10 protein-coding genes are annotated in these 13,869 nt (G+C 70.5%); 4 read left to right on the top strand and 6 right to left on the bottom strand.

Translation table 11 applies throughout. From position 1 onward, the window contains the following. The first annotated feature begins 21 nt into the window (after window positions 1-21). A complete protein-coding gene (locus ACI2L3_RS14235; RefSeq protein ID WP_404752900.1) occupies window positions 22-1,113 on the top strand; it encodes an NAD(P)-binding domain-containing protein in 1,092 nt (363 codons plus the stop codon). 24 nt (window positions 1,114-1,137) lie between these two features. Here the strand turns inward: ACI2L3_RS14235 and ACI2L3_RS14240 are convergent, their stop codons facing one another. The 4 genes from ACI2L3_RS14240 to ACI2L3_RS14255 all read right to left on the bottom strand — a co-directional run bounded on the left by ACI2L3_RS14240 (window position 1,138) and on the right by ACI2L3_RS14255 (window position 6,036). Further along, window positions 1,138-2,424 (bottom strand): S8 family peptidase, encoded by a 1,287-nt coding sequence (locus tag ACI2L3_RS14240; RefSeq protein WP_404752901.1) that lies wholly within the window; start codon window positions 2,422-2,424, stop codon window positions 1,138-1,140. Between the two features lie 149 nt (window positions 2,425-2,573). After that, entirely contained in the window at window positions 2,574-3,275 is a 702-nt protein-coding gene (locus tag ACI2L3_RS14245; protein WP_404752650.1) for an antibiotic biosynthesis monooxygenase, read from the bottom strand. A gap of 96 nt (window positions 3,276-3,371) precedes the next feature. Beyond that, window positions 3,372-4,184: an endolytic transglycosylase MltG gene (gene mltG / locus ACI2L3_RS14250; RefSeq protein ID WP_404752651.1), complete on the bottom strand. Its 813-nt coding sequence runs from the start codon at window positions 4,182-4,184 to the stop codon at window positions 3,372-3,374. Between the two features lie 43 nt (window positions 4,185-4,227). Continuing rightward, window positions 4,228-6,036: an ABC transporter ATP-binding protein gene (locus tag ACI2L3_RS14255; RefSeq protein WP_404752652.1), complete on the bottom strand. Its 1,809-nt coding sequence runs from the start codon at window positions 6,034-6,036 to the stop codon at window positions 4,228-4,230. A 94-nt stretch (window positions 6,037-6,130) separates the two neighbouring features. Here ACI2L3_RS14255 and ACI2L3_RS14260 point away from each other — a divergent pair, with 94 nt between their 5' ends. The 3 genes from ACI2L3_RS14260 to ACI2L3_RS14270 all read left to right on the top strand — a co-directional run bounded on the left by ACI2L3_RS14260 (window position 6,131) and on the right by ACI2L3_RS14270 (window position 11,175). Continuing rightward, window positions 6,131-6,571 (top strand): MarR family winged helix-turn-helix transcriptional regulator, encoded by a 441-nt coding sequence (locus tag ACI2L3_RS14260; RefSeq protein ID WP_404752653.1) that lies wholly within the window; start codon window positions 6,131-6,133, stop codon window positions 6,569-6,571. Window positions 6,572-6,596: 25 nt separating this feature from the next. Continuing rightward, window positions 6,597-9,521, top strand: a complete 2,925-nt coding sequence (locus tag ACI2L3_RS14265) for an FAD-binding and (Fe-S)-binding domain-containing protein (protein WP_404752654.1) — start codon at window positions 6,597-6,599, stop codon at window positions 9,519-9,521. A 178-nt stretch (window positions 9,522-9,699) separates the two neighbouring features. Beyond that, window positions 9,700-11,175, top strand: coding sequence for a Gfo/Idh/MocA family protein (locus ACI2L3_RS14270; protein WP_404752655.1), 1,476 nt, complete (start codon window positions 9,700-9,702; stop codon window positions 11,173-11,175). A 75-nt stretch (window positions 11,176-11,250) separates the two neighbouring features. On the opposite strand, the gene ACI2L3_RS14275 is transcribed toward ACI2L3_RS14270, so the two are convergent. Continuing rightward, on the bottom strand, window positions 11,251-12,864 hold the full coding sequence (locus ACI2L3_RS14275) for a peptide-N4-asparagine amidase (RefSeq protein ID WP_404752656.1): 1,614 nt from the start codon (window positions 12,862-12,864) through the stop codon (window positions 11,251-11,253). A gap of 60 nt (window positions 12,865-12,924) precedes the next feature. Beyond that, entirely contained in the window at window positions 12,925-13,686 is a 762-nt protein-coding gene (locus tag ACI2L3_RS14280) for a L,D-transpeptidase family protein (RefSeq protein ID WP_404752657.1), read from the bottom strand. Window positions 13,687-13,869: the final 183 nt, after the last annotated feature.

Consider the following 13,869-nt stretch of genomic DNA (forward strand, 5'->3'; position numbering starts at 1 on the left):
CCGGCGGCGGTACGGGAAGCGGTGCCGGAGACGGCGGACGACGCGGTGCACGACGTGGACGTCGTCGTCATCGGCGCCGGGCAGGCGGGCCTGTCCAGCGCCTACCACCTGCGGCGGGTCGGCTTCGGGCCGGGCCGGGACTTCGTGGTCCTCGACCACGCGCCCCGGCCCGGCGGCGCCTGGCAGTTCCGGTGGCCTTCCCTGACGTACGGGAAGGTGCACGGCATGCACGCGCTCCCCGGCATGGAGCTGACCGGCGCGGACCCCGCGCGCCCGTCCTCGGAGGTCATCGGCGAGTACTTCGAGGAGTACGAGCGCCGCTTCGACCTGCGGGTCCGGCGCCCCGTCGACGTGCGCCGGGTCCGGGAGGGGGACAGCGGCCGGCTTCTCGTCGAGACGTCGGCGGGCACCTGGTCGACGCGGGCGCTGATCAACGCGACGGGCACCTGGGACCGGCCGTTCTGGCCGCGCTACCCGGGCCAGGACACGTTCCGCGGACGTCAGCTGCACACGGCGATGTACCCCGGACCCGAGGCCTTCCAGGGTCGCCGGGTGATCGTCGTGGGCGGTGGCGCGTCCGGCACCCAGCACCTCATGGAGATCGCCCCGTACGCCGCCGCGACGACCTGGGTCACCCGCAGTGAGCCGGTGTTCCGCGAGGGACCGTTCGACGAGAACTGGGGGCGCTCGGCCGTCGCCATGGTCGAGGAGCGCGTGCGCCAGGGCCTGCCGCCGCGGAGCGTGGTGTCCGTGACAGGGCTGCCGGTGAACGACGCGATCCGGCGGGCGCGGGCCGACGGCGTCCTCGACCGGCTGCCGATGTTCGACCGGATCACCCCGACCGGCGTCGAGTGGGACGACGGCCGCCGGGTCGACGCCGACGTCATCCTCTGGGCGACGGGCTTCCGCCCGGCGGTCGACCACCTGGCGCCGCTGCGGCTGCGCGAGCCGGGCGGCGGCATCCGTCTCGAAGGCACCCGGGCCGCCGCCGACCCGCGCGTCCACCTGGTGGGGTACGGGCCTTCGGCCAGCACGATCGGCGCCAACCGCGCGGGCCGTGCGGCGGTACGTGACGTTCAGCGGCTGCTGGCGGGGGCGCCGGTCACGGTGTGACGGCACCCCCTCCCGCGCGAAACGCTAGGGCAGGTACAGCGTGTAGAGCAGTTTGTCCGGAGTGACCGGCGGGCTGCCCTGCAGTACTCCCGTGGTGGCGTTGTCCACGAGCCCCTTCTTCACCTGCGCCGGGGTGTCCGCCGGCCGGAAGCCGAGGTGCAACGCGGCCGCGCCGGCCACATGCGCCGTGGCCATCGACGTACCGCTGAGCGTGGCCGTCGACGTGTCGCTGTCCTTCCACGCCGAGGGGATCTGCGCTCCGGGTGCGAACAGGGACACGCAGGCGCCGTAGTTGGAGGACGGCGACCGGCGGTCGCTCCGGTCACTGGCACCGACGCTGATCGTCTCGGGCACCCGCGAGGGCGAGGTGTTGCAGGCGCCGCCGGACTGGCCGGAGCTGCCCGCCGCGACGGTGTAGGTGACGCCGGAACGGATCGAGTTGCGCACCGCTGTGTCGAGGACCTGGCTGGCGCCGCCACCGAGGCTCATGTTGGCGACGGCGGGCCGCGGTGCCTTCTTCGTCACCCAGTCGACTCCGGCGACGACCCCGGAAGTGGTGCCGGAGCCCTGGCAGTCCAGGACGCGCACCGCCACCAGCTTGGCCTCCTTGGCCACCCCGTACGTCTTGCCCGCGGCGACGCCGCCCACGTGGGTGCCGTGGCCGTTGCAGTCGTCGCCGTTCCGGCCGTCGCCCACGGTGTCGACCCCGACCGACGCCCGGCCGCCGAACTCCGTGTGGGTGGTGCGCAGTCCCGTGTCGACGACGTACACGCTCACGCCGGGAGCGGTGGTGCGATAGGTGTACGTGGTCGACAGCGGCAGGCGGCGTTGGTCGATGCGGTCGAGGCCCCACGGCGCGTCGGTCTGTGTCTGTTCGGAGGCGGCGGTCCCGTCGGCCCCGGCCCGAAGCTGGGTGGCCCGCGGGGTGTCGATCCGGATCCGGGTGTCCTGGCGGACGTACGCGACACGGGGGTCGGCGGCCAGCCGGGCGGCCTGCGCCCGGCTCATCCGCGCGGAGAAGCCGCGCAGCGCCGACTGGTACACGTGCCCGAGCCGCGCCCCTTCGGCCCGGCCGACGAGCTCACGCGCCACGCCTTGCGGTCCCGGTACGCGTTGCTGTTCTTGTTCCTTCAGCACGACGATCCAGCCGTCCGGCACCGGGAGCTCGGAGCCGCTCGCGAGCCGCAGCTTCTTGTCGGCCGCCGCATGGGTGGCGGAAGTGGCGGAGGTGGCGGGGGTGGCGCCGAGCAGGCCGGTGGCGGTCAGCGCGGCGGACAGCAGCACCGCTGCCTGTCGCCGACGGGAGGGCATTCTCATTCCCGGTGCACCTGAACCTTTCGTTGACCGGAGGGGTCGGATCATGTGCGGTGCGCGGTGCGGTTGTTGCCCAGGGTTCTGCGGGTCGCGCGTGGAGCGCATGCCAGCCTCTCGCGCCACTCAGCGCGGCACAAGAGGTTCAGTCAGGGTGCGGCGACGTTCACCAGGCTCTTGTACGGGAGGTAACGCGGCACGCTGGGCTGGGTGGGCACCGGAGTGACACCCTCCAGGCCATCGAGCATCACGCCCAGCTCGACCGTGCCGCCCCCTTCGGTGAAGCGCCGCCAGGCCGACATGTCCGTCCACTCCCCGTGGTTGAGCACCCTGCGGCCGTCCTTGCTCGTGTGGAAATGGGCCGCGAGAAGGCCTGGCGGCCGGGTCCGCTCCAGGATGGCCACGACGCCGTCGATGAAGGCGCGCTGACGGTCCGGCCCGTCGGTCTCGAAGAGGGGGGTGACCAGGGCGCCCGGGGTGCTTTCCGATCTCTCCTCGGTCGCATAACTGCGATAGAGCGAATAGCGCACCTCGCCGGGCCGCTCAATGCCCAGGACCATTCGGTCGACCCCGCGCATGTCCTCGGAGTTCAGGGCCGCACGCGCCCACTCCCGGTGCGAGTCGTCATCCGTCCACTGGGCGTAATTGAGGACCTCACGGCCGTTCTCGCTGAGGAAGGTGGTGAACGACAGCATCCCCGCCGGGCGTTTCTGCTGCTCCCACTCCTCGATCACCAGGTCCGCGGCCTGCTTCTGGACCCCTGGGGCCGGCAGGGTCCAGGAACTGACGAGGATCGTCCCGACGTCCGCGCGCCGGACGTCGGGAAAGGCACGTGATATCGGTGCGGCCATGGTCGGCTCCTCCTGCATCCAGGACGGTACGGTCAGAGAAAGCGTTGTACCTGAACCACGGTTGAGGTCAAGGAGCAGCCGACCCGCTTCGTCGCGCTACTTCGCCTTGTTGAACTCCCCCACGTTCTTCTGGTGTTCCTCGAAGCTGGCCGTAAACCGCGTGTCCCCCGGCTTTACGGTCACGAAGTACAGCCAGTTCCCCGGAGTCGGGTTGACGGCCGCCCGCATCGCCTCTTCCCCGGGGTTGCCGATCGGCGTGGGCGGCAGGCCCATGCGTGCGTAGGTGTTGTACGGACTGCTGATCTTCGTGTCGCGTTCGCTGGTGGCCAGTGTGGAACGGTTGAGCGCGTAGTTGATGGTGGAGTCCATCTGTAGCGGCATGCCCTGGTCGAGGCGGTTGTGGATGACCCGGGCGACCTTGCCCATCTCTTCCTTGGAGCCAGCCTCGGCCTCGATCATGCTCGCGATGGTGACGGTTTGGTAGAGGTTGGGGGCATTCCGGTCTGCGCCCGCCGTGACCTGACCGCCGCCGAACTTCTTGTTCGCCGTGTTCACCATGTACGACAGGACGGATGCGGGGGTCGACCGGTCACTGATCGGATACGTCGCCGGGAAGAGATACCCCTCGGGGTTGCCACGGGCGTCGCGGGGAAGTTTGAGACCGGCCTTCGGAAGGGCCTTCTTCGTGGTGCCGGCGGGCACCCCGAGGGCCTTGTCCACGGCCTTGTACACCTGCCCCGAGCGCCACCCTTCCGGGATGGTCAGGGTCTCGGGTTGCGCGTCGTCGTCAGGCAGCAGCAGCGGCACCGCCACGGCGGCGGCCGCGACGGCGGCTCCGGTCGCGATCAGGGCGATCCGGCCCCGGCGCGTCAGTTGAATCGTGCCCCGTCTCGGAGTCTTGGTCTGCATGCGGGCACGGTAACCCGCAAATGCTCATATTCCTGGCATATCTTCACGTAACCGGCTCCAGTTGGGCGTCTCTGCGGACGAGGGCGGCGTAACGGCCGTCGCGCTCCATGAGTTCCTCGTGGGTGCCGCGCTCGGCGGTGCGGCCGGCGTCCAGGACCACGATCTGGTCGGCGCCGCGGACGGTGGAGAGGCGGTGGGCGATGGTGAGGGTGGTCCGGCCTGCGGACAGTGCGTCGATGGCTTCCTGCACGGCTCGCTCCGTGCGGGTGTCCAGGGCGCTGGTCGCTTCGTCGAGGATGAGGACCGGCGGGTCCCGCAGGATGGTGCGGGCGATGGCGAGACGCTGCTTCTCGCCACCGGAGAAGCGGTGGCCGCGCTCGCCGACGACCGTGTCGTACCCGTCGGGGAGGGACGCGATGTGGTCGTGGATCTGGGCGGCGCGGGCGGCGGCCGTGAGCTCCTCGTCGGTGGCGTCGGGCTTGGCGAAGCGGAGGTTGTCCGCGACCGAGGCGTGGAAGAGATACGTCTCTTGGGAGACCACGCCGACGCCGCGCGCGAGGGTGTCGAAGTCGAGATCGCGCACGTCGACCCCGTCGAGGGTGACGCGTCCCGCCGTGACATCGTAGAGCCTGGGTACCAGATGGCTCAGGGTCGACTTGCCGGAGCCGGTGGACCCGACCACGGCGAGGCTGCCGCCCGCGGGTATGACGATGTCGATGTCCTGGAGCGTGGGGCCCGACTTCTCGTCGTAACGGAACTCGACCTTCTCGAAGCGGACCTCGCCCTTGATCTTGTCGAGGCGCACCGGCTCGGCGGGCTCGGTGATGTCGACGGGCAGGTCGAGGTATTCGAAGATGCGTTGGAAGAGGGCGAGCGAGGTCTGGATCTGCACGCCGGTCGAGAGCAGGCTCACGGTCGGGCGGAACAGGCCCTGCTGCAGCGAGACGAAGGCGACGAGTGTGCCGATCGAGACGGTCGGGCCGCCCGTCTGGAAGGCGATGCCCGCGGTCCAGTAGATGACGGCGGGCATGGCGGCCATGACGATCGAGATGACGGCCATGCGCCAGCGGCCCGCCATGTTCGACCGGATCTCCAGGTCGACGAGCTGCTCGGACTCCTCGGCGAAGGACTTGGTGAGGGAGTCGGCGCGCCCCATCGTGCGGCCGAGGACGATGCCGCTCACCGAGAGGGATTCGGTGACGGTCGCGGCCATCGCGGCCATCTGCTTCTGGCGCTGCGTGGCGATCTTCTTGCGCTCGCGGCCGACACGGCGGCTGATCCACACGAATACGGGGAGCAGGAGGAGCGAGACGACCGTGAGCCGCCAGTCCAGGGCGAGCATGGCGACGACGGTCGCGATGACGCTCGTCAGGTTCGAGACCAGGGATGTGGCGGTGGAGGTGACCGTCGCCTGCATGCCTCCGATGTCGTTGGCGATCCGGGACTGGACCTCGCCCGTGCGGGTGCGGGTGAAGAAGGCCAGGGACATGCTCTGCAGCCGGCCGTAGACCGCGGTGCGCAGGTCGTGCATGACGCGCTGGCCCACGGATGTGCTGATCAGCGTCTGGAGGACGCCGAAGACGCTCGTGACGACCGCGCTGAGGATCATGCCGAGCGCGAGCAGACTCAGCAGGCCCGTGCGCCCCTGCGGCAGGGCGGTGTCGAGGATCTCCTTGAGCAGGAACGGGGTCGCGACCGAGACGAGCGACGCGGCGCAGACCAGCAGGCCCACGATGGCGAGACGGCCTCGGTACGGCCGGAAGAGGCGGAGGATGCGGCGCAGCTGGCGCGGCGGCGGCTCCTCGCCGGGGGCGGGGGGCTGCGGCGTCCAGGTGGGTTCGTCGTGACGCATGGGCTCCTTCGGGATTTCGGACGACGATGACTCAGGGAGCATAGCTCACTGTTACCTATACTCACAATGCACAAGGTCCTGGTAATGTTCCCGCATGAACTCTCCGGACCCCGACGGCCTGCTCGCCGAACAGTTGCTGCGGCTGACCCGCAGGCTGCAGCGGATCCAGAAGCGTCATCTGGTGCCGACCGGCATCACGCCCGCCCAGTCCCGCCTGCTGCGCACCCTCGCGCACTACGAGACCCCGCCGCGCATGGCCGACCTCGCCGAGCGTCTCGAAGTGGTGCCGCGCGCCGTGACCACCCTGGTCGACGGGTTGGAATCCGCCGATCTCGTGCGACGGGCGCCCGACCTCACCAACCGCCGGGTGATCCGCATCGAACTCACCGACGCGGGTCTCAAGGCCCTGGGTGAGCTGCGCGGCGCGCGCCGCGCCGCCGCCGAGGACATCCTGGCTCCACTGGACACCGAGCAGCGCGCACAGCTGGGCGTGCTGCTGAACGCGCTGTTCGAGCCGGACGTCCGCCACTGCTGACACCGACCGCCGCCGAGGAGAGCTCATGCCACTGCTGGAGCCCGAGCCGGACGCCCTGCGCCCCGGTCCCGCGTCGCGCACGGAGGGTCCGGCGCACGACCGCGTGCCGGACCGGCGGAGCGGCGGCGCCCCTGAGCCGCTGCGCTCCGAACTGGCCGCGCTGCTCGGCGCAGAGAAGGTCCTGACGAACATCTCCGACCTGGTGCGGTACGCGTCGGATGCCAGCCCCTACCGCTTCGTGCCGCAGGTCGTGGTCGTCCCCGAGGACATCGACGACGTGTCGGCGGTCCTGTCGTACGCGCACGGGAAGGGCCGCGAAGTCGTCTTCCGCGCGGCCGGTACGTCACTGAACGGACAGGCGCAGGGCGAGGACATCCTCGTCGACGTGCGCAAGCACTGGTCGGGCATCGAGGTGCTCGGCGGGGGCGAGCGGGCGCGCATCGGGCCCGGCACGACGATCGTGCGCGCCAACGCCACACTGTCCCGGTACGGCCGGGTGCTCGGCCCGGACCCGGCGAGCGCGATCGCCTGCACGGTCGGCGGCGTCGTCGCGAACAACGCGTCGGGCATGACCGCGGGCACCACCCGTAACTCGTACCGCACGGTCGCCTCGCTGACCTTCGTACTCCCCTCCGGGACGGTCGTGGACACGGCGCAGCCGGATGCCGACGAGCAGCTGGCGCACGCGGAGCCGGACCTGTGCGAGGGCCTGCTGGCCGTCAAGCGGGAGATCGAGGCGGACGCCGCGCTGGTGGCCCGCATCCGCGCCAAGTACGAGATCAAGAACACCAACGGCTACCGCCTCGACGCCTTCCTCGACGGCACGACACCCGTGGAGATCCTGCGCGGCCTGATGGTCGGCTCCGAGGGCACCTTCGGCTTCATCTCCGAAGTCGTCTTCGAGACCCTGCCGCTGGACCGGCACACGACGACCGCCCTGCTGTTCTTCCCCTCGCTGCCCGCGGCCGCCGCCGCGGTGCCGCTGTTCAACGCCGCCGGCGCGCTCGCCGTCGAGCTGATGGACGGCAACACCCTGCGCGCGTCGGTCAGCGTGCGGGGCGTGCCCGCCGACTGGGCAGGTCTTCCGAAGTCCACGGCCGCGCTCCTGGTGGAGTTCCGTGCCCCGGACGAGGCCACACAGGAGACGTACGAGGCGGCGGCCGCCGAGGTCCTCGAAGGGCTCGAACTGGTCGCGCCCGTCCCCTCGGTGACGAACGCTTTCACGCGCGACGCGAAGACCATCGGCGGCTACTGGAAGGCGCGCAAGGCGTTCGTCACCGCTGTCGGCGGCTCCCGCCCCTCGGGGACGACGCTGATCACCGAGGACTTCGCGGTTCCGCCGGGCCGGCTCGCCGAGGCCTGTGAGGCGCTGCTCGACCTCCAGACACGGCACGGCTTCGACGCCGCCGTCGCGGGCCACGCCGCGCACGGCAACCTCCACTTCCTGCTCGCCTTCGACGCGGCGGTCCCCGCCGACGTGGAGCGCTACGCCGCGTTCATGGACGACTTCTGCCGCCTGACCGTGGAGCGTTTCGACGGCTCCCTCAAGGCCGAGCACGCCACGGGACGCAACATCGCGCCCTTCCTGGAGCTCGAATGGGGCCCGAAGGCGACCGAGTTGATGTGGCGCACGAAACAGGTCATCGATCCGGACGGGGTGCTCGCGCCCCGCATCGTCCTCGACCGCGACCCGAAGGCCCACCTGCGCGGGCTGAAGACCATCCCCAAGGTGGAGCCGATCGCCGACCCGTGCATCGAGTGCGGCTTCTGCGAACCGACCTGCCCCAGTGAGGACCTGACCACGACACCGCGCCAGCGCATCGTGCTGCGCCGCGAGATGATGCGCCAGCCGGCGGGCTCCCCCGTCGAGGACGGCCTCGTCGAGGCGTACGGCTACGACGCCGTGGACACCTGCGCGGGTGACTCGACCTGCAGAATCGCCTGCCCGGTGGGCATCGACACGGGGGCGCTGATGAAGGACTTCCGTCATGCGCGGCACTCGCCGCGCGAGGAGAGGGCGGCCGCTCTCGCCGCGAAGAACTTCAAGGCCGTCGAGGCATCCGCGCGACTGGCGGTGGCCGCCGCCGACAGGATCAGCGACCGGCTGCTGACCGCGGTCACCCGCACCGCCCGCAGGGCCGTGCGCCCCGACCTCGTCCCCGAGTGGCTGCCGCGGATCCCCGGGGCCGCCGCGCGCACACTGCCGCGCACCGCACGCGCGGACGCCTCGGCCGTCTACTACCCGGCATGCGTCAACCGCATCTTCGGCGGGCCGGGCGACCGCTCCCTCCCGGAGGCGGTGGTCGCCGTCTCCACGCGCGCGGGGAAGCCGGTTTGCATTCCGGACGATGTCGCGGGGACGTGCTGCGCGACGATCTGGCACTCCAAGGGGTACGACGCCGGGAACAGGGTCATGGCCAACCGCATCGTCGAGGCGGCCTGGGGCTGGACGGCGGGCGGCCGCCTGCCGCTGATCGTCGACGCCTCGTCCTGCACTCTCGGCATCGCGCACGAGGTCGTGCCCTACCTGACTGCCGACAATCGCGAGTTGCACCGGGAGCTGACGGTCGTCGACTCCGTCGTCTGGGCCGCCGACGAGCTCCTCCCCCGGCTGACGGTGCACCGCACGGTCGGCTCCGCCGTCTTGCACCCCACCTGTTCCATGCAGCACCTCGGAGACGAGGCACAGCTCCGCGCCGTCGCCGAGGCCTGCGCCGACGAGGTGGTCGTCCCGGACGACGCGGGATGCTGCGCCTTCGCGGGCGACCGCGGCATGCTCCACAAGGAGCTCACGGAATCGGCCACCCGCAAGGAGGCCGCGGAGGTCACGTCCCGGCCGTTCGACGCGCATCTCTCGGCGAACCGCATGTGCGAGGTGGGCATGGACCACGCGACGGGCCGCGGCTACTACTCCGTACTCCTGGAGTTGGAGCGCGCGACGCGTCCGTGACGCTACTCCCCCGCGCCCCCTGTTACCTCCGTCCTCCCTCCTCCCCCTCCCCTTCCCCCCTCCCTCGATAAATCCAACTCTTCGGTTCCTCCTGTCCCTTGCGCCCCGGCCGGGCCCCCACCAGGGTGGCTTCCGCCCCAGTGGTAGAGACCAGCCGACATTCAGCTACGGAGGTCCGATGCACGACGAGAACGCCACCCCGACCCCTGACGGCACCACCCCCGACGACGGCTCCGGAAGCACTGCGGGGGACGGCCGCTCCCGCCGCACGGTGCTCCGCACGGCGGGCCTCGCCGGCGCGGGGCTCGGAGTCGGCGCCTTCACCGGCGGCACGGCGCACGCCGACGCCCCCGCGGCCGCTTCCGCGTCGGACACGGCCCAGGCCCCGGCCCCGGCCCCGGCCCGCAAGGGCGACACCATGATCGGCGTACCGTTCGAGCGGCGCTCCACGGTACGGGTCGGGATCATCGGCCTCGGCAACCGCGGCGGCAGCATGATCGACCTGTTCCTCGCGATACCCGGCGTGCGTGTCGTCGCGCTCTGCGACCCGGTCAAGGACAAGACCGCGGCCGCCGCGAAGAAGGTCACGGCCGCGGGCCAGCCGACCCCCGCGACGTACACCAAGGGCGAGCACGACTACGAGAACCTGTGCAAGCGCGGCGACATCGATTTCGTGTACGTGGCGACGCCCTGGGACTTCCACTTCGCCATGGCCAAGTCGGCGATGCTGAACGGCAAGCACGTCGGTGTGGAGTGCCCGATCGCCATGCGCCTGGACGAACTGTGGCAGCTCGTCGACCTGTCCGAGCGCACCCGCAAGCACTGTATGCAGCTGGAGAACTGCTGTTACGGCAAGAACGAGATGCGCGTCCTGCGCATGGCGCACGCGGGCAAGTTCGGTGACCTGCTGCACGCGGCGGGCGCCTACAACCACGACCTGCGCGGCCTGATGTTCGACCCCGACTACTACGAGGGGCCGTGGCGGCGCCTCTGGCACACCCGGCTGCGCGGCGACCTCTACCCCAACCACGGCTTCGGCCCGACGGCCAACTACATGGACGTCAACCGCGGCGACCGCGTCACGCACATCTCCAGCTTCGGCACGCCCGCGCTCGGCCTCGCCGAGTACCGCAAGGCGCACATGCCCGCGGGCGACCCCAGCTGGAAGGAGACGTACATCGAGAGCGACCGCACCATCAGCCTCGTCCAGACGGCGAAGGGCCGGGTGATCCGTCTGGAGCACGACGTCAGCACGCCACACCCGTACTCCCGGATCAACAGCCTCGGCGGCACGAAGGGCGTCTTCGAGGACTACCCCGCCCGCATCTACATCGAGCCGGACCACACGAACGACCAGTGGGCCGACTTCGCCAAGTACGCCGACTTCGACCACTGGCTGTGGAAGGAGCACTCCAACCCGCCCGGCGGGCACGGCGGCATGGACTACATCATGATCTTCCGGCTGATGCAGACCATGCAGCTCGGTCTGGTCCCGGACTTCGATGTGTACGACGCCGCGACATGGACGGCGCCCGTGCCGCTGAGCCATCTCTCGATCAAGGCGAAGGGCGCGCCACAGGCGATCCCGGACTTCACGCGCGGGCTGTGGAAGAAGGCACGGCCGGGGATCGACTCGGAGAAGCCGAAGGCGTAGAGGGCTGAGGGATACGAGACCCGGGCGGGCTCGGTGGCGGGGTTCATGCCACCGAGCCCGAGCGTCCTCGCCCGGTCAGCAGCGCCGGCGGTCCTCCGTCAGGGTCCCCTGGACGGTGGAGATGCTCCGGTCGTAGCAGCCCGCGTCGCCGAGCAGCCGGTAGCGCTCGCGCGACGTGCCCACGGCGTGCCGCTGCTCGCGCGGGACGTTGACGGTGTACGTCGCGTCGCCGTCGTAACGGTCGTCCAGCACCGACCAGCCGGTCCGCCGACCGCCTTGTTTCGTCGTGCTCTCGGCGCGGTCCCCGAGGGAGATCTCGGTCCGCAGCCGATCGCCGGCCCCGAGGGTCGTGGTCCCGTCCATGGTGTACGTCCGGGCGGTGCGCACCGCGCGGTGGCCCGTCGTGACCGTCTCGCGGTCGGTCCAGGTGGCCTTGAGCGCGTCCATCGACTCACCGTCGGTCCAGCGGTGGACGGACGTGTTCGCGAGGGTGCGGGTCACGGTCGTCGCGACGCGGCCGTGTGAGGTGTTCACGTACCCCGAGACGCTGAGCCGGTGGCCGCCCTCCGTGTCGAGCCGGTGCGCCTCGCCGCCCGAACCGGGGCTGTATGTCGACTTGTTGGCGAGATCGCCCTCCTTGTGGCGGGTCAGCCTGCCGGTGACGCGGTCGCTCTTCTCGTCCTGCCAGACCATGACGTTGACCGGCGTGCTCCAGCCGGTCTGCGCCTCGGGCACGCCCGCGACGGAGACCTCCACCCGGTGCGGGCGGCCGTCGTTGAGGATGCCCGCGAAGGGTGTCAGGTCGTACTCGATGGGCTTGATGTCGAAGGCGCGCGGCCCGGGGACCACGTACCAGAGGAAGGGGTTCGACCAGCCGCCGGTCCACACGGTGGGGAACGGCGCGGCGATGCCCGCGAGGCGGCCGTCGACCTTGACCTGCACCTCGCGGTAGGGGCCGCCGTCAGCCTTGCAGGAGTAGGGCGCGGCGTCGGGCACGGTCAGGTACCAGTACTCCTCGCAGCCTCCGCCGGAGCCGGTGGCGTACACCTCGGCGACGATGCGTTCACTGTTGCGTGGAGTGGTGAGGGTGGTGCCGGTGGTGCCGTCGCCGAGGGGGATGATCCGGTCGGGCGTCCCACGGTCGGCGGCATCCGCCTTCCGCTGCTGGTAGAACGTCAGCGTCACCTTGACGTCGATGATCCCGGTGTAGGTGTCGTTGACGACGTTCCCGATGAGCATCTCGACGTGTTGGTCGTGGCTCAGCGTTTCGCTGTACCGGGTGACGTCCTTCTCCACGGACCAGGTGATGCCGTCGACCGACGGCTGCGGAGTCGACGTACGGAAGATTTCGACGCCGCCGACTCGGAGGTAGCCGAGACGGTCGTACTGACGCCCCTTGACCTTTCCGTCCAGCCGCAGGACCACCTTGCCCCAGTCGCCCTTACCGCACCTCTCCGGAGGGGTGTAGTCGCCCTCGTACGGCGTGAAGTCCTTGAACTGCGCTTCGGCGACCGTCACTTCGCAGGACTTGGTGTGTGGTTTCGGTATGGGCGGCGCGGCGGTGACCGGGTCGTGCCAGTCGTTCCCGAACTCCGGTGGAGGCGTGGCGGCCGCGGCCGGACCGGCGCCGAGGAGGGTGCTCGCCGCGAGGGTCGCTCCGGCGAGCATGGACATGACGCGTCTTCTCATGGGGGATTTCTATGGCCAGTCGCCGATCACCGCAATGGTGCTGCCGCCGGCCCGCACCGCTCAGGCCCCTAGGTTCGTCCTGTCGCCCATCACCACGACCGGGTGCTGCTTCGGGTCGAGCGTGCGCAGCAGGTACTTCATGCCCGCCTTGGACAGGCTCACGCAGCCCGACGTACCGCTGCCGTGGTCCATGTGCAGCCAGATGCTGCCGCCCTTGGCCTGGCCCTGCGGGCGCGTCGGGTCGTTCGGCGGGGTGCCCTTGGCGCGGTTGTAGTCGATGGCGATGACGTAGTCGAAGTCGTGCCAGTGCGTCTTCGGCCAGTAGTGCGGGGCCTGCATGGACACCGACTCCGTGTAGGGAAATTTGGCTCCCGGGTCCGCGAGGACGCCGCCCGCGTCGGTGAGCGTGAACACGCCGACCGGACTGCGCTTGTCGTTCTCGCGGTGGTCGGTGGTCCAGCCCTTCTTGCCGTTGTGCGCGGGCCAGCTGCGGGCCTTCTCCCAAGTGGTGTCCTTGCTCCCCGACTTCGTGTAGAGCACCACGGTCGACTTCGCCGAGTCCTCGCCGGCACCGTAGACGGCCACGACCTGGCGGGAGTTCCGGGGAATCCTGGACTGCAGACGGTCACCGACGTCCGGGATGCGCCGCGGATTCTCAGCCCCGGCGTGGGCGCTCTCGCCGCCCTTCGCGCCGGCTCCGGCATTCCGCGAGCCGCCGTCGCCTTTCTGCGACCCCCCGTCGTCGCCGCTCGCGCAGGACGTCAGAAGAACACCGCAGGCCGCTGCCGCGACCACCACTCGCACCCCACCGGCTATTCGCATCCGTCCATGGTCGCACCCGGCCCGCGCTGCCCCCGCCCAGTGCCGCGGCACATGCCAGGACCGGGCCGATTCTTTACCTCGGGACGGAAAACCGTTTGCCTCGGACCACCGCGCGAGGCGAACCTTTCACGGTTTGTTACCGCCGTTCACTTCTTCGGCCACCTCGTCGGAGCGACGGCCGCC

This window comes from Streptomyces sp. NPDC029674 (assembly GCF_044903205.1).
Classification (GTDB): Bacteria; Actinomycetota; Actinomycetes; order Streptomycetales; family Streptomycetaceae; genus Streptomyces.